This window comes from Sphaerothrix gracilis Ecp01 (assembly GCF_030405905.1).
Lineage (GTDB): Bacteria > Cyanobacteriota > Cyanobacteriia > Phormidesmidales > Phormidesmidaceae > Sphaerothrix > Sphaerothrix gracilis.
This window is the reverse complement of record NZ_JASATW010000002.1, coordinates 13805-35395: the sequence shown is the minus strand read 5'-3', so window position 1 is coordinate 35395 and position 21591 is coordinate 13805. Positions and strand designations below refer to the sequence as shown.

Sequence of the window (21591 nt, the reverse complement as noted above, 5' to 3'; positions counted from 1 at the left end):
AGACGAAGACCTCATTATGGCTTCTACTCTTTCAGTTCTGACGGTTATTCATCCCGATTCTGAGGCCCACTTTGTAGCCGATGCGCTCTCACAGGTAGGCTATGAAGTCCAGTCGCTGCCGACGGCGCAGTCAGCGCTGAGTTATCTACAGCAGACTCAGCCGCAGCTTATTATTTTGAGCGCGCAGCTACCTGATACTGATGGCTATCAGCTTTGTCAGCAGATCAGCGCTAGCAGCACCCACCTGCCCATTATTTTCATCGGGACGCTGACTACCGATCTCGATCGCCAACGACTCTGGCAGGTGGGTGGCTGCGATTACCTGCCTCGGCCCCTGGTCACAGCCGAAATCATTGCCAAAGTAGAGCATCATTTACGCCGCCGGCAGCAGGAGCAGTCAGCCACTCAGCTACATCAGCGAGAACGAGAATTTCGCGCCTTGGTCGAAAATTCACCTGATGTTGTCTCTCGCCTCGATCGCCAGTACCGCTATTGCTATATCAACCCTGCTGTTCAAGCGATTACCGGCATTGCTCCCGCCGAGTTCATTGGCAAAACGAATCGAGAGCTAGGCTTTCCTCAAGATCTAGTAGACCTGTGGGAAGCCACGATGGGGCAGGTCTTTTCAACCCAGCAGGAATATACGCTGCGCTTTACCTATCCCGGTCAGCCCGCCAGCAGCTTTTGGCAGGCCCGCCTAATTCCGGAACTAATTGACGAGCAGGTCGCCTCTGTTTTGATTGTCAGTCATAACATCACCTCCCAGCGGCAGGCTGAAGCCTCTCTTAGGCAAAGCGAAGCTCGGTTTCGCGCCGTATTTGAACAAGCTGCGGTCGGTATCAATCAGGCAGATCTCAGGACTGGCCGTTTTCTCTGCGTTAACGAAAGCTTTTGTCAGCTTCTAGGCTACAGCGAGGCTGAGCTGCTGCAGCTTACCTATCAGGAAGTTTCCAATTCGGAAGATATCGCCATCTACAGCACCGAGCTGCAGCAGCTCTACCAGGGCGATTTGCCCTCCTTCACCTTTGAAAAGCGCTATTTTCACAAAGACGGTACCCCCATCTGGACTAGCATTACCCTCTCTCTGGTTTATGACGAAGCTGGACAGGCCTTTGCTGACATGGCAATCGTGCAGGATATCAGCGATCGCAAACAGGCAGAAGCCGCTCTCCAGGCTAGCGAAGCCACAAATCGCTTAATTTTGCAGGCCATTCCTGATTTGCTGATCTACACCGATGCGGACGGTCACTACATAGATCACATTCCAGGACATAATGTGACCCCTCTCATTGGCGGTCTGCTGTCTGACAAGCACACTACCGTTGATCATCTGCTACCACCTGCGTTAGCGCAAAAGCAAATGCAGGCGATTGCCCGGGCAAGTGCCACTCGCAAAATGCAAATTTACGAGCATCAGTTCAAGATTGCGGGACAAACAGTAGATGAAGAAATCCGCGTCGTGCCGCTGCCCAGCGATCGCCTGCTGGTAATGGTGCGCAATATTACTGAACGCAAGCGCATAGAAGCCGAGCTGCGGCGGCGCGAGGTCTTGCTGGCCTCGCTCAATCAGGCCCTACCAATGGGCCTGCTAGTAGCCGATCCCCAGACCCACGAGGTCTTGGCCGTCAACCGTCAGTTCTTTAAAATTTGGCGGCTGGAAGCACTGGCAGCAGACGTAGCCGCAGGCAGACTCAGCGACAAGGAACTGCTGCTACAGTGCCTTGAACTTACTGACTTGGAGGAGCTGCTGGCGACCGCGACGCCTGCCCATCCGGACACTGACGTGACTGAAGACGAACTGCCCCTCAAGGACGGTCGCATTCTGCGGCGGATTTATGGTCAGGTCCGTAGCGAGGCGACCCGCTATGGTTATTTCTACCTGTTTGAAGATGTGACTTTGCGCAAGCAGGCCGAGCACGACCTGCGTCAGGGACTAGCGCGGGAGCAGGCTATGGCCCGCTTGATCAAGCACATGCGGCAAACACTTGATATTAGTCAAATTTTTGCCACCACTGTGGAGGAACTGCGTCAGGTTTTACGCTGCGATCGCGTTGTTCTTTATCAGCTAGCAGACGATGGCAGCGGTCAGTTTGTGGCAGAGTCTCTAGAGCCAGGATGGATGTCCGTCCTCTCAGCGGATGCAGAATTGCGCCAGGCTTTGTCATCGGCGAAGGAACCTACCGTGGAACGGTTTAGGCAGCAGGCCAGCGTCGCTGACAGTCGCCTGCAGTCAGGTCAGCGCGAGGGAGACTGCCCGGAACAGTTCTGCCTCTGCATTGAAGATGCTTCCCAAGCGCAGCTACCGGCTAGCCAGCAGTTCTTTTTGCAGCAAATTCAGGCCCAAGCCTCAATTGCCGCACCTATATGGCAGGGCAACCAGCTCTGGGGCTGGCTGACGGTCTATCAGAATCGCCATCCGCGTCAGTGGCAGGAATCTGATATGAACATTGTGGTGCAAACTAGCAATCAGCTCGGCGTAGCCGTACAGCAGGCAGAGCTGTTCGCCCAGGTACAGCAGCAAACACTGCAGTTGAAACAGACCGCCGCTGCCGCCAATCAGGCCAATCAGGCCAAAAGTCTGTTTTTAGCCAATATGAGCCACGAGCTGAGAACCCCCCTCAATGTAATTTTGGGGCTGGCTCAGGTAATTACCCGCGATCGCCAACTTCCCGACACGTTGCGAAAGCAGGTAAACATTATCAATCGCAGCGGTGCTCACCTGCTGGATTTGATCAACAGCATCCTAGACCTCTCAAAAATTGAATCAGGCCATATTACCCTACAGCCAGAGAGCTGTGACCTAGCAGCCCTGATGCAGGAAGTGGTTGCCATGCTAAAGCAGCAGGCCGAGAGCAAAGGACTCACGCTGACCACCTGGCAGGCCAGCGATGTCACTCGCTACATCGAAGTTGATATTCACAAACTGCGCCAGATTCTAATTAATTTAGTTGGCAACGCCATCAAGTTTACGCCTGCAGGCAGCGTTTCGCTGCGTCTCCTATCGCTCAGCCCGCCAGCCGAGCAGCCAACAGCCCTCAGCAACGCCGATAAAACAGTCCGGCTTTGCTTTGAAGTTGTCGATACTGGCGTCGGCATCGCTGCCGCAGATCTAGAGCGCATCTTTACGGCTTTTGAGCAAACCAGCCTCGGCCAAGGCTTTACGGCAGGAACGGGGCTAGGGCTGACGATCAGCCGTCATTTTGCCGAACTGATGGGCGGTCATCTAACGGCGGAAAGTGCTTTGGGTCACGGTAGCTGTTTCCGCCTCTATCTCAGCGCACCTGTAGCTACTGGAACCATCATCGCTGAACTGCCGACCGTTATCGGCCTTGAACCTGGGCAAAAAGACCATCGCATTTTGGTCGTTGACGATCAGTCCGAGAATCGCTACATGCTGCGACAGCTTTTAGAGACGGTGGGCCTGCAGGTCAAAGATGCGGCCAGCGGTCATGAAGCCTTGACGCTTTGGCAGTCCTGGCAGCCCGATTTAATCTGGCTGGACTTACGGATGCTGGAGATAGATGGCTATGAGGTGGCCCGCCGGATTCGCCAGCAGGAGGCGGCTTTGGGAAGCAACCCAGCCACATGCATTATTGCTCTGAGCGCTAGCGCGATGGCGCGCGATCGCCAGCGCGCCATCGCCGCAGGCTGTGATGACTTTCTGGGTAAGCCTTTTCGGATGCAGGATCTATTCCTGAAGATGGCCAATCACCTGCACCTGCGCTATCGCTACGCCAGCCGCGAAGAGGATGCCCATAGGGCTAGCGCGTCAGTTGTCCCGCCCAAACTGACGACAGCCAGCTTTCAGACAATGCCCGCTGACTGGGTGGCTCAGGTCAAGCGCGCCGCAGAACTGTGCGATGATGTGGCAGTAGCTCAGCTCATTGAGCAGATCCCGGCTGAGCAAAGAACGCTCAGGCTTGGACTTGAGCAGCTTATTCATGATTTTCAGTTCGAGAAAATTTTGCAGCTCACGGCTACCTGTGGGCGCTAAGCTGCCTACTAGATAGCAAATCTCTTAGCGTCAAATCCCCTTTAACCGTATACTTGAGCCTGTTTGTGCATTAGGCTGGCAATCTTGGGCGTTGAACTTCGCAGCTACGTATACATTGATAATCTGCAGCCCCAGCATGCAGCCTATATGGGCACCGTCGCCATTGGTTTTTTGCCGCTGCCCGGTGATGCCTCGCTCTGGATTGAGATTTCCCCCGGCATTGAAATTAACCGGATCACAGACGTAGCGCTGAAGTCAGCTGCGGTGCGCCCCGGCATTTTGATGGTGGAGCGGCTCTACGGTCTGCTAGAAATTCACTCCAGCAAACAGGGAGAGGTGCGGGCGGCCAGCCGCGCTATTCTAGATGCCTTAGAGGTGAGAAGTACAGACTGCTTGAAGCCGCGTATTGTCTCCAGTCAGGTGATCCGTAATCTAGATCCCCACCACGTTCAGCTGATTAACCGCAGCCGTCGCGGCAACATGATCGTGGCCGGACAAACTCTCTACGTGTTTGAGGTGGAACCTGCTGCCTATGCCTCCCTCGCCGCCAATGAAGCTGAAAAAGCCGCCCTCATCAACATTCTTTCTATCAACGCAGTGGGGAGCTTTGGTCGGCTGTATTTAGGGGGGGAAGAGCGCGATATTCTAGCGGCCCAAGAGGCGGTTTTAGGCGCGATTGAAAACCTGCCAGGGCGCTCTCAGGACAGCCAGCAGAAAAACGAATAGACGCTTTAACCTAGTGCATCTGCACTAAAATTTGAGATAGCTTAAGCGCCGCCCAAACTTTGACCCAATCTCTCTTGGCAGCTATTGAGTTGCTGCCTTAGAATACTAAGCCTAGCGTTAAATAATCTTCCCTGAGCAGCAGAGGCGCTAGCGGTAGCGTTTTAGCTAGCTGTTTTTGGCGATCGCCCTATGGATGTCCCCCGCCTGCACCCCGATACCATTGAAGCAGTCCGGGATCGTTCTGACCTGGTTGATATTGTCTCAGAGCAGGTAGTGCTGAAAAAGCAGGGCAAAGATTTTGTTGGGCTTTGTCCGTTCCACGATGACAAGTCGCCTAGTTTTAGCGTCAGCCCCAGCAAACAGTTTTACTACTGCTTTAGCTGCGGGGCCGGAGGGAATGTCTTTAAATTTTTGATGGAGCTGAATCAGCGCCCCTTTGCCGATGTGGTGCTAGATCTAGCCCGTCGCTATCAGGTACCCGTTAAAACCCTAGAGCCGGCCAAGCGACAGGTTCTGCAGCAGCAGCTCTCTCTGCGGGAACAGCTCTTTGAAATTCTGGCGATCGCCGCTAAGTTTTACCAGCACGCCCTGCATCGCCCCGACGGCGAAGCCGCCCTGCGCTACCTCCAAGAGCAACGACAGTTACAAACAGAAACGATTCAGCAGTTTCAGCTAGGGTACGCGCCGGGAGGCTGGCAAACCCTCTACGGCTACCTGGTAGAGCAAAAGCGCTATCCGGCAGAGCTGGTTGAAAAAACGGGCCTGATCATGCCGCGCCAGAAAGGCAGCGGCTATTACGATCGCTTCCGCGATCGCCTGATGATTCCAATCCAGGACGCTCAGGGCCGCACCATTGGCTTTGGCGGTCGCGCTTTCGGAGACGAGCAGCCTAAATATCTCAACTCGCCGGAAACAGAGCTATTCGACAAGGGTAGGACACTCTACGGCCTTAGTCAGGCCAAAGCGGCGATCGCCAAGGCGGACTGCGCCGTCGTGGTAGAAGGCTATTTTGACGTGATTGCCCTGCACGCAGCCGGAATTGCCAACGCTGTTGCCTCTCTGGGCACCGCCCTGAACGCGGCTCAGGTGAAGCTGCTGCTGCGTTATACCGAATCTAAGCAGGTGGTGCTCAACTTTGATGCCGATGCGGCAGGCGTCAAGGCAGCAGAGCGGGCCATTGGGGAAGCGGCAGACATGGCCCACAAGGGCAACGTGCAGTTGCGGGTGCTGACCATGCCCGCCGGCAAAGACCCCGATGAATACCTCAAAAGTCACTCAGCCGCCGACTATCAGGCTTTAGTTGCCGCCGCGCCGCTGTGGCTAGACTGGCAGCTTCAGCAGCTTTTGCAGGGGGTCAATCTGCGACAGGCTGACCAGTTTCAGCAGGCGACCCAGGCGGTGGTGTCGCTGCTGAGCGAGATTGCCAATGCCAACACTCGTACCCACTATATTCGCCACTGCGCCGAGCTGTTTAGCCAGGGAGATGCCCGCATCTTTCCTCTGCTGGCCGAAAACTTGATGGTACAGGTGCGGCGACAGCGGCGATCGCCCAGCCAGTCCAAGCCTGACATTGATCCACCTAAATCCTGGAGTGCCGGGGCTTTAGAGCAGGCAGAAGCTGCCCTGCTGCGGGTTTTTCTCCATAGCGCTGAACACCGGCCCATCGTCTTAGAGGCTCTAGACGAGCGAGATTTGCAGTTTAGTTTTTCCCATCACCGCGCTCTGTGGCGACAGATTCAGGCTTTGCTGCCAGCGGCCGATCTGCGTCAGCTTCGCGATCGCTGTGTGGAAGAGCCGCGCCTAGGCCAGTCTTATCATTTGCTGCAGCTAGATGAAAAAACGCAGCGCGATATCCTGCGCGGGCCGCTAGTGGTGAGGGCCGCGATCGCCTGTATGGAAAAGAATATGTGCGAAAAGCGCTATCGCTATTTTCTCAATCTGTGGTCTGAGAAAGACTGTACCCTCACCCCCGACCAGCACGCCTATTACCAAAAGCAAATTTATGCAGAAAAGCAGCGGATTCAGGAGCTAGAGAGCCAGCGCTATGTCACCTTTGCCGACTTAGCGCAGCTTCCCTGGATTGGCGAATTCTACACCCACCTCGATGATGCAGAGGGCTGAGGCAGCAGGCCAAACCGTTACTCAGCGGCTGAGTCTGTCCATCCTGAGTCTATTCTTCGCTAAGGACAGATTGGGGTGGCACATTCTCTCTCACGGGCAGAGCTAGGCCAGCAGGGTGAGCAGCTAGTGGCAAACTGGCTAATGCAGCAAGGCTGGCAAATTCTCTATCGTCGCTGGCGCTGCCGCTGGGGTGAACTCGATCTGATCGCCTATCAGGCTTTATCGCCGTCTACAACCCAGCTTACTTTTGTAGAAGTGAAAACCCGCAGTCGTGGCAACTGGGATCAAAATGGTCTGCTAGCTATCACCCAGGCTAAACAGGCCAAGCTTTGGCAAAGTGCCCGTCTGTTCTTAGCGCATCATCCGCAATGGGCTGACTGTCCCTGTCGCTTTGACGTAGCGCTAGTAGGCTGTCGGTCTGCTGGCCAACGGAATGGGGCATCCCGGCTATTTTTGCAGGATTACATTGTTGGTGCTTTTGATTGACGTCCAAGCTCGTGATCAGGCTGGATTAGGAAAAAACAGAGACAGAGAGAGCAGGGAACTAGGCAGTAAAGCATTTTCCTGACTCTCTACGTCTCTCTTCTAGCCGAGCATTCGGTTTGGCCTGCGGCCCAAAGTCTTAAACGCTAGCAGACTGTGCTGGGAACAAGTCGGCGTACTCCTCTGGCAGATTCACCTTGAGGTGATCAAACTGGCCGGGGGTAACGGCTAGCTGAATCGCGGAGAATAGCCCTCGCAGCTTTTGAGGGACTGCTTGAGGACTCAGACCCGCCCGCTCAGCCACACGACTATAAAAGGTTTGCAGCTCCATGTAGGTGCCGTTTTCGTCTTCGTGGCCGCGCAGGTACTGGCCGATTTCTTCGGGTAGCTGAGAAGCTAGATCTTTAGCCTCGTTGCCGTAAATTCGGTTACTTAAAACTTCAAAAGCCGCTTGAATAAAGTTTTCCGTCTCTTTAGCAGAGCTAAACTGACTTGCAGCCTGAGTCTTGTCGAGAAATTCAGAATATTTCATTTCAGAAGTTGGTGCTGTATTTACTTAGCCTGTCGCTAGCAATTTTTCTAGCCAAACAGGTTGCCATAAATGAAATAAGCATTTGTAGGTTGCGGTTGAGGAACGTTGGCGTAGCCTTGCCGGAGGTAATAAACCAACGCCTGCATGGGTCACGCTTCGCTTTAGCGCAGCCATGCCCGGCGGGCTTTGCCCACCCTACAAACACATAAGGCAGTCTACTTACGATGGCTGAAAGCTTGAGCAGACAGGCTTTTAATACCGTAAAAAAATTTTTAGGCAAGCCTCATCATTCAAAAGGATTACTCCCGGTCCTTCAATTGGCGGACTTGTCGTCGGCTACTGGGTAAGAGCCTCTGTTTAAGTCTGCAATCTCTGTCTTAGTACTCTTTGCACCCGCACTTCTATCGTTTATGGTTTGAGCAGATAAGACAAATGCCCTTGGCGTGGACTCTAGTATTTCTAATTCATCCTCAGTTATTCAAACAGCTTCAGGCGCGGTGTATATTGACGGCGAAAAATATCCCTTGCCCCAGCAAGTGGTCAAAAATATTGAAACTGTTATCAATTTACAGGCCCAGCAGGAACGCAGTGCGCCGTTCCATGAACGGATCTTAGAGAGAGTTGCCACTATTTTTGGCAAGCCCCAGTTTCTCTATTTTCAGCTTATTTTCTTTGTCTGCTGGTGGCTGTTCAGCCGCTTCGGCCCCGATCCCTTGCCCTGGAACCTGCTCAAGTTTGACCTGCAGGAGATGGGGGTAGATGTGGCCTCGCTGCTGATTGCAACAGGCGTTTTAGTACGGCAGACCCGTCAGGATCAGCTAGCCGAGCAGCGATCGCATTTGAGCCTGCAAATCAACCTTTTAACCGAGCAAAAAACTGCCAAGCTGATTCAGCTAATTGAAGAACTACGTTCTGATCTGCCCAATATGCGCGATCGCTATGATTGGGAAGCCGAAATCATGAAAAAATCAGCCGATCCCCAGGTCGTTCTAGACATTCTGAAGGAAAACTTAGAACAAGTTTCGGCCAAAGAAGAGATTTTACCAGCGCCAACGGATGGAGAAGCGGGCACTGCAGCCGAGGAGATTCTGCAAACTTTAGCCGACACTGTTTCGCAAGCAGCCGCAGCCGATTCTACGTCTGAATCAAAATAAGCCGTAAATCGTTCTGAAGAACGATAGAGAAAAGTTAAATTTATGTCACATTACTTTTGATCAGCCATGAAAGCCGTACGCTCCGCCAAGGCTAACCCGTTGCAATCTAGCTGATTGACCCCTTTCTATTTACGAATACTTTTTAGTCTCCTTGGGAGAGAGGTTTTGTCATGTCTGCACCCAATGGCGTGATGATGCAATACTTTCACTGGTATATCCCCCCCGATGGGAGCCTGTGGAATCAGTTAGCCGCAGAAGCCGAATCTCTGGCTGAGGCGGGTGTTACTTCTGTGTGGCTGCCACCAGCCTATAAAGGGACAGCCGGTGGCTACGATGTTGGCTATGGCGTTTACGACATCTACGACCTAGGTGAGTTTGATCAAAAAGGATCAGTTCGCACCAAGTATGGCACCAAGGACGAGTACGTCAGCGCCATCAAAACGGCCAAAGCAGCAGGGATTCGGGTGTATGCCGATGTTGTGCTCAACCACATGATGGGCGCAGACGAGGCTGAAGAGGTGGAGGTGACACCCTTCGACCCAGAGAACCGTCATCAGGTGATTGGAGAATACCAAAAAGCGCAGGTCTGGACTCACTTCACGTTTCCCGGTCGCCAAGGCAAGTATTCCGATATGGAATGGCACTGGTGGCATTTTGATGCCGTAGACTACAACGCCTACAACGATGGCGAAGACGCCGTTTATCTGCTTAAAGGCAAGTCATTTGACGACAACGTAGACCTAGAGAAAGGCGTTTTTGACTACCTCATGGGCTGCGATCTTGATATGGAAAATTCCGAGGTGCAGGAAGCACTGAAGGAATGGGGAGCCTGGTATGTAGATACGACTGATGTAGACGGCTTTCGCTTTGACGCAGTTAAGCACGTCCGGGCCGGTTTTTTTCCTGACTGGCTGAATCACTGCCGTCGCCATGCCGGACATAGCCTGTTTGCAGTCGGTGAATACTGGTCTTACGAGATTGAAGCTCTGCATCACTTTATCGAGGTGACGGGTGGCGATGTGGCCCTGTTTGATGCCCCGCTGCACTACAATTTCAGCGAAGCCAGTCAGGCCGGGAATGACTATGATATGCGGCAGATTTTCGACAACACGCTGGTACAGCAGCAGCCTGCTTTGGCCGTTACTTTGGTCGATAACCACGATTCACAGCCCTTGCAGGCGCTGGAGTCCGTTGTAGAAGGCTGGTTCAAGCCGCTGGCCTATGCCCTGATTTTGCTGCGCCGCGATGGCTATCCCTGCATTTTCTACGCCGACTATTACGGAGCGCATTACAAAGACACGGGGAATGACGGCAACGAGTACGAAATTTGGCTAGACAGTCATCAATGGTTGATCGACAAGTTCCTGTATGCCCGCCAGACCTATGCCTATGGCGATCAGTATGACTATTTTGATCACGCCAATACCATTGGCTGGACACGGTTGGGGGATGAGGAACATCCTGGCGGTATGGCTGTTGTTCTCAGCAATGGCGATGAAGGCTCGAAGTGGATGGAAGTGGGCCAGCCCAACACCTCTTACGTAGACATTACTGAACACATCGATCAGCCGATTACGACAAACGATGAGGGCTGGGCAGACTTCCGCTGTCCGGCAGGTTCAGTTTCGGTCTGGGTACCGCAGTCCTAGAACTAGCCTTTAGCCAGCAGGTAATATCCTATACGTCCTCAGAGCGGACTCCAAGGGCTTTCTTCGCCGCTCTGAGGACGTAGACTCAAATCTAGTCAGTTAATTTTGCGATCGCCGATCACGTAAATTCACCCAGAAAGTAAGAAAATGCAGTTCTGTGTTTTCCCTTATTTGCATGTTTGCCGCTTTAGTGAACTGGTTAGAGACGCGATCGCAGTTACTCATCTTCAGCTTTAGCCTAATGCTGTGTCTGCTAATTGGCAGCCTGGATTACTTTGTGCAGACAGACATAGCGCTGTCAATTTTCTATCTCGCACCCATTGCCCTGGCGGCTTGGTATATCAATATCAAAGCTGGTTTCTCAGTGGCAGCGCTTTCTACCATCTTTTGGTTCCAAGCAGATATTGTCGCTAAGACCTATACCTCACCGCTGCTAGCCTACTGGAATGCGGCTGTTAGACTCGGCTTTTTTGTCATTGTGACCTATCTGCTAGCAGCTCAAAAAAAGGCTTACGAGCGGGAAAAGTATTGGGCCCGGACTGATGGCCTCACGGGTCTGTTGAATCACCGTTTTTTTTTAGAAACCCTGCAGGCTGAATGTGAGCGTGCCCACCGCTACGGCTATCCGCTCACCCTGGCTTACCTCGATCTTGATGATTTCAAACAGGTCAACGACCGCCTCGGCCATAGTGAAGGCGATCGCGTCTTGCAGGCGATCGCCCAGCAGATCATTACCTCGCTACGCACCAGTGACGTCGTGGCTCGGCTGGGTGGCGATGAATTTGCCCTGCTGCTGCCCCAGATTGAGCATGCTCAGGCCCAAGTAGCCCTCAGCCGTCTACACGAAGAGCTGAACCAGCTCAGTCTGTCCCAGTCGTGGGCCGTGGGTTTCAGCATTGGCGCTTTGACAGCCATGACACTGCCTCAGTCGGCAGAAAGCCTGATTCAGCAAGCCGACCAGCTCATGTATACCGTCAAGCAGAGCGGCAAAAATAAGCTGCGATGTGAAATCCTGAATCGCTAAACTGGCTTATTCGGCTGACTGATTCGGTCCTGACTGCAACCGCTGCAGCAGCCATGTGCCGACCTGAGCCGGGATCTGCAGCAGTTTGCAAAAAGACTGACCAAGGAGCCGAAATCCAGGCATCTGTACGCAGGCTAGCGATCTGCTCCATGAAACTACTTCCTCATGGCGGCACATGCCTCAATTATGACCTAGCCGCCGTTAGCAACCTTTTCTTCTAGCGCCGTGATGTAGCGAATAATCTCATGATCTCGAAGCTGGCGGCTAAAAATATTCCAGGTAAACCAGGGGCCAAGCCTGACTTCTTTCTCGACGTGAGCGTAGCCCTGCCAGATGCGAGGGATCTGTGTCACCAAGTCCCAGCCGTAGACAAAGCGATAGTTTTCTGGCACCCGTCGCTCAAATGACTCAGTGAGGGCGTCGTTGCCTACCCGCGGTGAACCAAAGCTGTAGGCTTCTAGTTGCTGCTGGGTGTGCTGGGTGATGTTGTATTGAATATCCAGCGCCGCCACGGTAGAAAGCGCTCCGCCCAAACTGTGCCCGGTGACGATAAGCCTGTTGACTGTGACCTCTCGCACAGCCGCTAGCAGGCGATCGCGCACCGAAAAGTAAGCTGCCATAATGCCGCGATGGAAACGCACATTAGTAGAATCATCATCGCCATAGGGATAAATCTTCTGCCGCAGCTGAAAGTTATTGAACCAATCGATGTCCTTATCACTGCCGCGAAAAATAATGTGCATTTGACTAATTTCAGGCTCGTAGAGTAAAGCGACCTGAGTATCAGTCACTCCCTGATCGTCACTTTCAAACAGCGTCACCTTAGCGACAGGCAGGGCAGCGAACTGGATATCACTGACAAAGTCTCGGTAGACTTCCTGGCTTAGCCGGGCGCATACAAGAGCAGCTTGATAATCTACCATCACCTAAATCCTTTGCAACGGGCTACCTAGTCCATTAATACCTCTCATCATTGATGATGTCAGGAAGTGATGGCAATATTCGGATAAAGACTGTAACGTAAGAAAAAAGCCGAGAAGGCAAACTTCCCGGCGATACCAATAAAAAGGAGCAAACGAAACTGTCTAAAACTATAAGAGCGGGATGTGACGAAGCTGTGACACAGATATAACCTTGATGTGTTAATTGGCTGTTTAACGTTTTTTGCGAGCTTTCCAGGTACCGCCATAGACATAGTCCGGGTTATTCGGACTGACCTCAGACCAGCAGCGATCGCAGACAAACAGCCAGCCTCCAGCAGCATCAATCTGGACGCGATAGAGCACAGAGGCGGTTTCGCCACAGCGATCGCAGTTTTTTTGTCTAACACGAGCCACAGCAGCGCTCAGAACTCCACGTTATCTGGCGTCCGCGGAAAAGGAATCACGTCACGAATATTCGCCATCCCGGTCATAAACTGAATCAGGCGCTCAAAGCCGAGGCCAAAACCAGCATGAGGCACGGTGCCATAGCGCCGCAGATCGAGGTACCACCAGTAGTCTTCCAACGGTAGGCCACTGGCCTGAATCCGTCGCTCCAGCACGTCTAGGCGCTCTTCCCGCTGGGAACCGCCAATAATCTCGCCCACCTTTGGCGCTAGAACGTCCATCGCCGCAACGGTCTTTTCGTCTTCGTTCAGCCGCATATAAAAAGCTTTAATTTCGGTCGGATAATCCGTCACGATTACCGGCTTTTTGAACACCTCTTCCGAGATATAGCGCTCATGCTCCGACTGTAAATCTAGCCCCCAGGACACCGGATACTCAAACTTTTTATCAGCTTTCTCTAGCAGCTTAATAGCGTCGGTGTAGCTAATGCGCTCAAATTCGCTGCTGATAATGTTATCTGCTGTTTCCAGGACGGTTTTGTCAATCCGCTGGTTGAAAAACTCCATATCCTCTCCGCAGTGCTCCAGCACGTAGCGAAAGACATACTTCAAGAACGCCTCGGCCAAATCCATGTTGCCTTCCAGGTTGCAGAAGGCCATTTCTGGCTCAATCATCCAAAATTCAGCGAGGTGGCGCGAGGTGTTGGAATTTTCGGCCCGAAACGTTGGCCCAAACGTGTAGACATGGGTAAAGGCCATCGCCATAATTTCCGCCTCAAGCTGACCACTCACGGTCAAATAGGTCGGCTTACCAAAAAAGTCTTGGCTATAGTCCACCACCTTCTCATCCGTCAGCGGCACGTTCTTCAGATCAAGACTGGTGACGGCAAACATTTCTCCAGCCCCTTCACAGTCACTCGCCGTCAAAATTGGCGTATGAATCCACAAAAAGTCTCGCTGCCGGAAGAACTCATGCACCGCCTGAGCGCAGGCATTGCGTACCCGAAACACCGCGCCCAAAGTATTGGTGCGCGATCGCAGATGCCCTAGAGATCGCAAAAACTCAAATGAATGACGCTTCTTCTGTAGCGGGTAGGTTTCCGCGTCCGACTCGCCGTAGAGTTCTAGAGACTGGGCCTGCAGTTCCACGCGCTGACCTTTCCCCGGTGAGGCCGCTAGTTGACCTGACAGTTCTACCGACGCCCCCGTCCCCAGTCGCTTCATTAAGTCCGCATAGTTGGGCAAATCTTCAGCCGCGATCGCCTGTAAGCCCGCCATTGAAGAGCCATCGTTGATCTCGATAAAAGTGAAACCTTTTGCCTCTCGCCGGGTTCTGACCCAGCCACGAACCGTAATGTTGTCTCCCGGCTGTCCGGCTTGCAAAATCTCTTTGACACGTCGAATGGTCATTAGCGTAGTTGTCGGTATTCGTCTACGAGTGGCTGATACTAGGTTGACACCCTTTCTAGCCTTTTACCAATCCTCATTTTGACAGGTTTGCACTGGGCCGGAGCGCTATTGCAGATGCCTACCTATTTAGATAACCGCCCGCAAAAACTACCCGGCACAGCCTCGCAGCAGCCATCCCAGCAAAAGCCCCAAACCACCAAAACGCACTGCCTGCCAAAAAGGTTCTTGAAAATTACGCCAGGTGACTAGCCGACTCTCTAAAGTCAGCTCTAGCTGTTCCAACTCCGCCTGCAATCGCGCTAGCTCCTGCCGGGGCAGATCTGCTTGACTGAGCTGCTGATGCTGTTGCTGAGCCTGCCGCACCTCGCGGTAGCGCTGTCTCACAGCTTTAAAAGTTTGGGCGGTTTCGCTCAAAGCGGCTTCAAACTGGCCCATGTCCTCAGCCGTTAGGGGGCGAAATGTCTTTGCCTTAGCACCGGAACCACGAGCCGACTTCATGTCTGAGAGCCTAACTAGACACTAGTATGGAACTGGGATTATTGCCCGCGATCGCCATTTATCAAACCAGCTTTCAGCCATGTCTCATTCAGCTAGCGCAGACGCTCTCAAACACTTTAGCAGTTTAGAACTTGCCCAGGCTTTAGCCGCTCAGCTCGCTATTCAGCCCCACGACTGGCACCGTCTCAGCGCCAATCGCCAAGTGCGGGCCCAAGAACAGATAGCCGCCGCTTTAGTCTACCTACTCAAAGATCAGCCAGCAGAAGCCCAAATACGGCTACAGCAGGCAACAGGCTGGCTCGATCGCTCCATCTCAGCCCCGCCCTGCCCCACTCACCGAGAGCAGCAGGCCAAAGCTGCTCAGGCCAGCCAGCAGTAGCGCTATCGCACTAGCGGAATCCGCGTCCAGCGCTTAACCCGCTTGCAGAGATGTAGCTCGTTGCTGTGCTCAACCCAGCGCACCTCATCAAAAATTTGATAGAGAATATACAGGCCACGACCACATTCCCCCATGTCGTAGGCGACCTCAGTCTCAGCAGGTAGGCCGCAGACTCCCGGCAGTCGGAAGCCCTTGCCTTGGTCGGCGATAATCCACCAGTGACAGTCAGCGGCAACCGAAAATTTGACAGAAACGGCTTTGCAAGGATCAAGCTGATTGCCGTGCTTGGCCGCATTGACGAGGGCTTCCTGAAGTCCAAGGCGAACTTCTGCCTGCCATCGACGCGGTACTTTTGCCAGTAGCAAATCTAAAATAGGACGCAGATAGAGCGTTGACGGAAAACTTAGACGTCCCCACTGATGAGCAGCCGAAGGTGTTGAAATCGCAATCACTGAAACCCCCAGAGTTGTCAGATGATTTTTAACAAAGTTGATGCAGCCGTAAATGCACAGTGATTCAGCAACAAACGTGCCGGTTTACCTAATTTTTGGAACGGGGCTGAATGGTCAAATAAAAGCAGCTACTAAAGACGTAAGTACCTCGGTCAATTTGTAACCTTTGCCAAAAGCGATTACTTCAAAGTTCTTTGCTATTACTACAAATATATCAGAATCTCGTCTATCTTTTGCAAGAAAGCAGCCGCTTGGGCCGTTCTATTGCTCCATAGCAATTTAATGGCTAAATGCCTAGAGAACGAATGTCCTATCCAGATACGAAGTTCCCTCAAAGCCTGATTTCACTAGCTTTCGGGTAGCTTGAATGGTCCAAGCAAAGCGCTCTGTCACCCATTCTCGATGAATTTATCAGATCTTTAAAGTCGCTCTCGCGAGCGCTTGAAAAGACTTATTGGGTTTTGACAATTCTCTTCAAGAAAGTTAGCTGAGCGAATTACTTCGTGATTAAATTGAATAAACTAAGATTGCTCAATTTTGCTGTGTGGCCTTCAGTATTCCGGGATCTTACGCAGGCGATCGCTACTTTTTAGGGGTAACACCGCAACGATACCAATTCGCTAGTCGCCGGGGGGAAACGCCGCAGGCATAGGCTAAAACAATTAGCTGGTTGAGCAGCATTGTTTGCCAAACGCCGAGCCGCTGCCAGCGGCGACCGGAAGTCGTAACGACTGCTGCAGGCATGACAACTTTGCCGTAGCGTCCCAGGCGACGGACAAAGTCATAGTCTTCCATGATGGGCATGGCCGCAAAACCGCCTAGCTGCTCAAACTGACTTTTGTACAGGAAGAAAGCCTGATCGCCGTAGGGCAGCTGTAGCAGGCGCGATCGCCAATAAACGCCCCACTCAACTAGGCGGATACCCGGTAGCTCAGCGTCAATTTTGAGCCGGAAAGCACCGCCTACCACCTGAGGCAGCGCTAAGGTCTGCTGCACCACCGTCTCAAAGTCCGCAGGCAGGCGCGTATCTGCATGTAAAAACAGTAAAATCTCCCCCGTTGCCGCCGCCGCCCCCTGATTGAGCTGGTGATACCTGCCTGGTTTAGTTTCCAGCACCTGAATGCCCAGACGGCGAGCTAACGCTACCGTGTCATCCTGACTGCCACCATCTACGCCAATAATTTCCAGTTGCGCAGAGGGGGTGAGAGAGGCCAGTGTAGCAGGCAGAGTTGCGGCCTCATTCAAAAGCGGAATAATTACGGAAATGCGCTTAGCAGGCGTCACGGACTGCCTCCCAGACAGCAAGATCTCGGGGATAGTCTACGTCTTTTAAAACCTCTAAATAGGCAATTGAAAGGGCAGCCGCTTCAGCCGCCGCCACCGTTTGGTTCAAGACAGTCTCTGTTCCCCAAGCTATGGACTGAAACAAGGCGGCAACAGGCCGCTTAAGGCCGATGAGATAGTACCCACCGTCGGCGGCTGGCCCTAAAACTACGTCGCGATCGCCTAGCTGCTCAAACGCCTGATTGAGGTGAGCCGCTTCTAGGGCCGGGCAGTCAATGCCAATGACGACGGTGCGGCTATAGCCGACCTTCTCAGCTCGGTGAAAGGCTTGCTCTAGGCGATCGCCCAAGCTGCCAGTTCCCTGAGACTGATAGGCCCACTGCGGCCCCAGCCAAGTCGTCATGGCGGCTTGGGTAGCACCTGTAAAGCAAATTTCTATTGCCAGCGATCGCTGCTGCTGACAGACCTGTGCCCGCCCTAAAGTATGCTCCGTCATCTGCCGCTGCAGTGCTGCTGCTCCAGCTTCGCCCAGGGCCGGAATCAGCCGCGTTTTGGTTTTGCCCGGCGTCGGATAGCGAGTAAAAATAATCAGGCAGTCTGTGGCCCCGTCAGCGGTCAACATTCAGCGTGATCTCCGGTTCGCGTTCCCACGGCTAGCTGTAGCATCATTGGATAGCCGCCATCTTGGTGGTACTTATCAGCCCAGGCTTGCAGTAGGGTATCTAATTCGCTCAGGGCCTGTTCCCGCTGCTGAATGTCAATGTCAAAAGCCTCAACGCCCCTAAACACGCCCTCTTCACCTTGAGCCCAAGCTTGCAAAATTTGAAAGAACTGAGCCACATCCTTGAGCATGACAAAGGCGCGCTCGCGATCGCCCCTGGGGGAATAGTGAGTCCGGGTCAGGGCGTAAAAAGGAATTTTCAGCAGCGGTGATTCAATCTGTAGCACCGTTCCCGAATACAGCAGCCGAAATTTAATATGCTCTAGCATGGCATCGCTCAGCGGCGTCCGGTGTTCCGGCGGCAAGTCCTCCTGAGACTTGACGTGCAGCAGGCCCAACAGCTCAATAAACTGAAACGAATTGAGTAGCTGTGCCGGGGGCAAATCCTGAGGCAAGGACTCCTCTAGCTGCTCCTTTTCCTTAGGCATCAAGCCTTCCCAAGCAACCCGGGGCTGACCCGATAGCCAGGGGTACTTCTCCTGCCAAAGATGCGGAATTCCGATAAGATAGTAAGGAGCATCGGCATCCAGTGACTTGAGAGATTTACCCTCTCGCACAGCAAATTCTACCTCTTTCACGATCGCCCTGACTCGCTTGGGTTCAACGTGATATAAAAAGCCCGTTTTGCGCAAGTTACGCCCCTGCTCTAGATACGTGCTGTAGATAGCAAATTTTGCTGCAGTTGCCGCTGCATCTAGAAACGTGCCGTAGCGATGCCCTCCCAGCTTCATCGTATTGATGGCTAAATACAGCAGGATCCTATCTGCTGAGCTAGCGTGTGGATTATCGGTTAAATCCCAAGCTATTTCAGAGGGTTTAGAGATCTTAGTCACTCCTTAGGAATTTTCGGCATTTAGGGAACAATTAGCAAGCAATCCACATCTTATAACAGAAAAATCATGGTTCTCTCAGCGCTGCCAATTAAATGGTCGCTCAGATTCCCTTATTCTATGAGCTTATCTAGAAACTGCAAACCCAAACAGCCTGGACATTTGGTAAATTTATAGGCTCGTTGGATCTACCCAAAGCTAGCCTTACACTATTGCGAAATTTTCCTTTTTAGAACGCAGGACTGCCGCAGTGTTCTACGATAGGCCGATAAGCCGCAAGTATCGCTGAATTAGCTGCCACTCATGGCAATAGCAGCGTCTTCTGTCCTCGAGTTGACCGAGGAAGACACCAGCTATTGATCCAGTTGAAATTCCCGTTTTACGGCTCTCAGATTCTAACTAGAGTTGTAGAGCCAGCGTTCTAGTTTAGTGGCATCCTGTCAATAAGCTGTCAAGAGAGTACAAGAGAGTAACAGAGTTATCTCACTCAGACCAGTTTCCCCTGTAGATGTTTTCCTTAGTTGAGGGTCTTCAATGGCTCAAAGTACACAATCTCGATTTAATCCTTCGGTCATGTCGCTCTGGAGCTATGACATTGACCAGCTTTCAGAATCTCTGCGTCTGTGGGATATCCATTATGAGCAGCTACAGCCCGGTGCGGTTTGTGGCTGTCTGCAGCAAATTCAGATTGGCAGTATTCAAATTTTTCGCAGTCAGATAAATCGCTCTGTCAGAAGCTTAGGCAGCTCTCCCCAGGGTACTCTGGCATTTGGCATTCCGCTGCAGGTACCGGGTAGAGCCATTTGGCATGGCTACGAGTGCGATCATAATCAGATTTTGCTCAATACAAACCGCGAGGTTGATTTCACCACGCCTGATAATTACGAGCTATTCGTGATTACAATTCATCGCCAAACCTTGTCAGAAATTGCCTACCAGCTCAATCGCAAAGATATTGTCAAAGAGCTAGATCAAAAAAGCCTGGTAGCCGGTATTCCGCAGCAGCTAGACCAGCTTCGCAGCTACCTGCAGAATGTTTTTCAGCAGGTGCAGGACAATCCCCTCTGCGTTTACGACGCTCAGGTTAGCCTCGTCACCACGCAGACTATCGTTCGCCTACTGCTCAATTCAATCCAGCTATCCCAAGACGCCCCTTCAAGTAGCCTACGTCCTCTGAGGCGGACATCCCTCGCCAGACGGGTAGAGGAATACATGCTAGACCATATGCAGCAAGCGCTGACTTTGGGGCAAATCTGTGAGGCGATGGAAATCAGTGAGCGATCGCTACACTACGCCTTTCAAGATCTATTTGATATGAGTCCGATGGCTTACCTGAAGGCGAGGCGGCTTAACCAAGTACGCCGCTATCTGAAGCTAGCTGATCCGCGCACAGAAAAAGTGGTTGATATTGCCCGTCAGTGGGGGTTTCACCATATGGGTCATTTTTCAGTGGACTACAAGGCGATGTTTGGCGAGTCCCCTTCAGAAACCCTAAAGCGGCTCTGAGCACTTAAATAGACCAGCTAAGAGCGATACCATACATAGGCCAGCTCATGCTGATCTAGCCCGATGCCTGATTCACCGCTGCCAAAATCTGCTTTCATTGCTCCCACTGGAACTAACCATGAGTCGGCAGAAGCCCTGCTGACTCAAACTTTATCAACCCTAATAAACTTTCTAGCCAGCGCTGAGCAGCAGTCGCCGCTGCCAGAGGTTAGCACCCTGCTGCCTGCCACCGTTCCAGAAGTAGGTCTGACAGACGGTGAGCTTTTAGCTGCGGTGCGGACAGTCTTGGCCAATTCAATGAATCCAGCCCATCCGGGCTACATGGGTCACATGGATCCGATGGCAGCAGTTGCCTCTGTCATGGGGGATTTACTGGCGGCAGGCATGAACAACAACATGCTCAGCGTCGAGATGTCGCCGCTTTTATCTCGCTTGGAGCCTCAACTGCTTAAGCACATGGCCCAACTGTTTGGGCTAGGGGACGCGGCGGGAGGACTGCTTTTGAGCGGTGGCAGTCTCGCTAACTTACAAGCTTTAGCCGTGGCCCGAAATGTCAAGCTGCAAACGCTAAAACAGGGGCTAAGCCAGCGATCGCGGCTTCCTGTGATTCTGGCTTCTCAGTTAGCGCACACGTCTGTGCAAAAAGCCGCTATGCTTCTGGGTTTGGGCACTGACGCCGTCATTCCGGTGGCTGTCAATCAAAATGCGCAGATGCAGCTAGATAGCCTACAGGCCGCTATTGAGCAAGCGATCGCCCAGGGACAACAGCCTTTCGCAGTTGTGGCAACGGCAGGAACCACCATCACTGGCAACATTGACCCGCTGCCTCAAATTGCGGCGATCGCTCAGCAGTATCAGCTTTGGCTCCATGTAGATGCCGCCTATGGCGGGGCGCTGATTTTTTCGCCAGAGCATCGCCATCGCCTCAAGGGCATTGACCAGGCAGACTCAGTGACTTTTAATCCACAAAAGTGGCTCTACGTCACGAAAACCTGCGTTATGGTCTTGTTTCGTCAGTTTGAGGTATTGCAGTCAGCCTTTAAAGTCGCCGCTCCTTACATGACAGAAGATGCCCAGTGGCCTAATCTAGGCGAGCTTTCAGTCCAGGGAACGCGTCATGCCGATATTTTGAAGCTCTGGCTATCGCTGCAGCACATTGGCGCCCAGGGTTACGCCCACATTATTCGACAAAACTATCAGGTGACAGCCTATTTATTAGAACAATTGCACCAGCGTTCCTACCTGCAGCTAGCCAGCCAGCCAGAAATGAATATTCTCTGTTTTAGAGGTACGCCAGACTGGATTTCACCTGCCGATTGGGATCAATGGAATGCCAATTTGCAGCAGTATCTTTTGCGGAAATATGATGTCTTTATTTCCCTGCCAAGCTATCAGGGACAGCGCTGGCTAAAAGTTGTTTTGCTCAATCCCTATACAGATAGCTCTGTCATCGATCGTCTCTGCCAGGGGATTGATACGTTTGCATCAGTCACTTGATCCC

General features: G+C 52.5%; 19 protein-coding genes. 10 read left to right on the top strand and 9 right to left on the bottom strand.

Annotated elements, in window-relative coordinates; translation table 11 throughout:
- Window positions 1-16 precede the first annotated feature (16 nt).
- The 4 genes from QJQ48_RS01935 to QJQ48_RS01920 all read left to right on the top strand — a co-directional run bounded on the left by QJQ48_RS01935 (window position 17) and on the right by QJQ48_RS01920 (window position 7327).
- Window positions 17-3994, top strand: coding sequence for a response regulator (locus QJQ48_RS01935; RefSeq protein ID WP_346289503.1), 3978 nt, complete (start codon window positions 17-19; stop codon window positions 3992-3994).
- An 84-nt stretch (window positions 3995-4078) separates the two neighbouring features.
- Entirely contained in the window at window positions 4079-4720 is a 642-nt protein-coding gene (gene ccmP, locus QJQ48_RS01930; RefSeq protein WP_346289502.1) for a beta-carboxysome protein CcmP, read from the top strand.
- Window positions 4721-4909: 189 nt separating this feature from the next.
- On the top strand, window positions 4910-6841 hold the full coding sequence (dnaG, locus tag QJQ48_RS01925; protein ID WP_346289501.1) for a DNA primase: 1932 nt from the start codon (window positions 4910-4912) through the stop codon (window positions 6839-6841).
- A 75-nt stretch (window positions 6842-6916) separates the two neighbouring features.
- A complete protein-coding gene (locus tag QJQ48_RS01920; protein ID WP_346289500.1) occupies window positions 6917-7327 on the top strand; it encodes a YraN family protein in 411 nt (136 codons plus the stop codon).
- A 136-nt stretch (window positions 7328-7463) separates the two neighbouring features.
- Here the strand turns inward: QJQ48_RS01920 and QJQ48_RS01915 are convergent, their stop codons facing one another.
- Entirely contained in the window at window positions 7464-7856 is a 393-nt protein-coding gene (locus QJQ48_RS01915; protein ID WP_346289499.1) for a DUF2267 domain-containing protein, read from the bottom strand.
- A 443-nt stretch (window positions 7857-8299) separates the two neighbouring features.
- Here QJQ48_RS01915 and QJQ48_RS01910 point away from each other — a divergent pair, with 443 nt between their 5' ends.
- The 3 genes from QJQ48_RS01910 (at window position 8300) to QJQ48_RS01900 (ending at window position 11683) form a co-directional block, all read left to right on the top strand.
- A complete protein-coding gene (locus tag QJQ48_RS01910) occupies window positions 8300-9010 on the top strand; it encodes a DUF1003 domain-containing protein (protein ID WP_346289498.1) in 711 nt (236 codons plus the stop codon).
- Between the two features lie 170 nt (window positions 9011-9180).
- Window positions 9181-10659, top strand: coding sequence for an alpha-amylase (locus QJQ48_RS01905; RefSeq protein ID WP_346289497.1), 1479 nt, complete (start codon window positions 9181-9183; stop codon window positions 10657-10659).
- 175 nt (window positions 10660-10834) lie between these two features.
- A complete protein-coding gene (locus tag QJQ48_RS01900) occupies window positions 10835-11683 on the top strand; it encodes a GGDEF domain-containing protein (RefSeq protein ID WP_346289496.1) in 849 nt (282 codons plus the stop codon).
- A gap of 191 nt (window positions 11684-11874) precedes the next feature.
- Here QJQ48_RS01900 and QJQ48_RS01895 read toward each other — a convergent pair whose 3' ends face one another.
- From QJQ48_RS01895 to QJQ48_RS01880, 4 genes are all read right to left on the bottom strand, one after another.
- The gene (locus QJQ48_RS01895; RefSeq protein ID WP_346289495.1) at window positions 11875-12606 is read right to left on the bottom strand and encodes a lipase family protein; all 732 of its coding nucleotides are present in this window, start codon (window positions 12604-12606) and stop codon (window positions 11875-11877) included.
- Between the two features lie 231 nt (window positions 12607-12837).
- Window positions 12838-13020 carry a hypothetical protein gene (locus QJQ48_RS01890; RefSeq protein WP_346289494.1) on the bottom strand — a complete coding sequence of 61 codons (183 nt, stop codon included), beginning with the start codon at window positions 13018-13020 and terminating at the stop codon, window positions 12838-12840.
- 8 nt (window positions 13021-13028) lie between these two features.
- Window positions 13029-14420: an asparagine--tRNA ligase gene (asnS, locus tag QJQ48_RS01885; protein ID WP_346289493.1), complete on the bottom strand. Its 1392-nt coding sequence runs from the start codon at window positions 14418-14420 to the stop codon at window positions 13029-13031.
- A gap of 147 nt (window positions 14421-14567) precedes the next feature.
- Window positions 14568-14918, bottom strand: coding sequence for a sll0565 family protein (locus tag QJQ48_RS01880; RefSeq protein ID WP_346289492.1), 351 nt, complete (start codon window positions 14916-14918; stop codon window positions 14568-14570).
- 79 nt (window positions 14919-14997) lie between these two features.
- Between QJQ48_RS01880 and QJQ48_RS01875 the strand changes: the two genes are divergently transcribed.
- Complete coding sequence (locus tag QJQ48_RS01875; RefSeq protein WP_346289491.1) at window positions 14998-15297, top strand: DUF6439 family protein; 300 nt, start codon at window positions 14998-15000, stop codon at window positions 15295-15297.
- A 2-nt stretch (window positions 15298-15299) separates the two neighbouring features.
- Here QJQ48_RS01875 and QJQ48_RS01870 read toward each other — a convergent pair whose 3' ends face one another.
- The 4 genes from QJQ48_RS01870 to hetR all read right to left on the bottom strand — a co-directional run bounded on the left by QJQ48_RS01870 (window position 15300) and on the right by hetR (window position 18560).
- A complete protein-coding gene (locus tag QJQ48_RS01870) occupies window positions 15300-15749 on the bottom strand; it encodes an ATP-binding protein (RefSeq protein WP_346289490.1) in 450 nt (149 codons plus the stop codon).
- A 582-nt stretch (window positions 15750-16331) separates the two neighbouring features.
- Entirely contained in the window at window positions 16332-17033 is a 702-nt protein-coding gene (locus QJQ48_RS01865; protein ID WP_346289489.1) for a TIGR04283 family arsenosugar biosynthesis glycosyltransferase, read from the bottom strand.
- On the bottom strand, window positions 17020-17655 hold the full coding sequence (locus QJQ48_RS01860; protein ID WP_346289488.1) for a TIGR04282 family arsenosugar biosynthesis glycosyltransferase: 636 nt from the start codon (window positions 17653-17655) through the stop codon (window positions 17020-17022). Before QJQ48_RS01860 ends, QJQ48_RS01865 begins: the two co-directional genes overlap by 14 nt.
- Window positions 17649-18560 carry a heterocyst differentiation control protein gene (gene hetR, locus QJQ48_RS01855; RefSeq protein ID WP_346289805.1) on the bottom strand — a complete coding sequence of 304 codons (912 nt, stop codon included), beginning with the start codon at window positions 18558-18560 and terminating at the stop codon, window positions 17649-17651. Before hetR ends, QJQ48_RS01860 begins: the two co-directional genes overlap by 7 nt.
- A 558-nt stretch (window positions 18561-19118) precedes the next feature.
- Between hetR and QJQ48_RS01850 the strand changes: the two genes are divergently transcribed.
- Complete coding sequence (locus QJQ48_RS01850) at window positions 19119-20090, top strand: helix-turn-helix domain-containing protein (protein WP_346289487.1); 972 nt, start codon at window positions 19119-19121, stop codon at window positions 20088-20090.
- Window positions 20091-20153: 63 nt separating this feature from the next.
- On the top strand, window positions 20154-21587 hold the full coding sequence (locus QJQ48_RS01845; protein WP_346289486.1) for a pyridoxal phosphate-dependent decarboxylase family protein: 1434 nt from the start codon (window positions 20154-20156) through the stop codon (window positions 21585-21587).
- The last annotated feature ends 4 nt before the right edge of the window (window positions 21588-21591 follow it).

Coding starts and splice junctions, on each gene's coding strand:
- QJQ48_RS01935 (WP_346289503.1), top strand. CDS start 17: ATGGCTTCTACTCTTTCAGTTCTGACGGTTATTCATCCCGATTCTGAG.
- dnaG (WP_346289501.1), top strand. CDS start 4,910: ATGGATGTCCCCCGCCTGCACCCCGATACCATTGAAGCAGTCCGGGAT.
- QJQ48_RS01915 (WP_346289499.1), bottom strand. CDS start 7,856: ATGAAATATTCTGAATTTCTCGACAAGACTCAGGCTGCAAGTCAGTTT.
- QJQ48_RS01905 (WP_346289497.1), top strand. CDS start 9,181: ATGTCTGCACCCAATGGCGTGATGATGCAATACTTTCACTGGTATATC.
- QJQ48_RS01900 (WP_346289496.1), top strand. CDS start 10,835: ATGTTTGCCGCTTTAGTGAACTGGTTAGAGACGCGATCGCAGTTACTC.
- QJQ48_RS01895 (WP_346289495.1), bottom strand. CDS start 12,606: ATGGTAGATTATCAAGCTGCTCTTGTATGCGCCCGGCTAAGCCAGGAA.
- asnS (WP_346289493.1), bottom strand. CDS start 14,420: ATGACCATTCGACGTGTCAAAGAGATTTTGCAAGCCGGACAGCCGGGA.
- QJQ48_RS01880 (WP_346289492.1), bottom strand. CDS start 14,918: ATGAAGTCGGCTCGTGGTTCCGGTGCTAAGGCAAAGACATTTCGCCCC.
- QJQ48_RS01875 (WP_346289491.1), top strand. CDS start 14,998: ATGTCTCATTCAGCTAGCGCAGACGCTCTCAAACACTTTAGCAGTTTA.
- QJQ48_RS01860 (WP_346289488.1), bottom strand. CDS start 17,655: ATGTTGACCGCTGACGGGGCCACAGACTGCCTGATTATTTTTACTCGC.
- QJQ48_RS01850 (WP_346289487.1), top strand. CDS start 19,119: ATGGCTCAAAGTACACAATCTCGATTTAATCCTTCGGTCATGTCGCTC.
- QJQ48_RS01845 (WP_346289486.1), top strand. CDS start 20,154: ATGCCTGATTCACCGCTGCCAAAATCTGCTTTCATTGCTCCCACTGGA.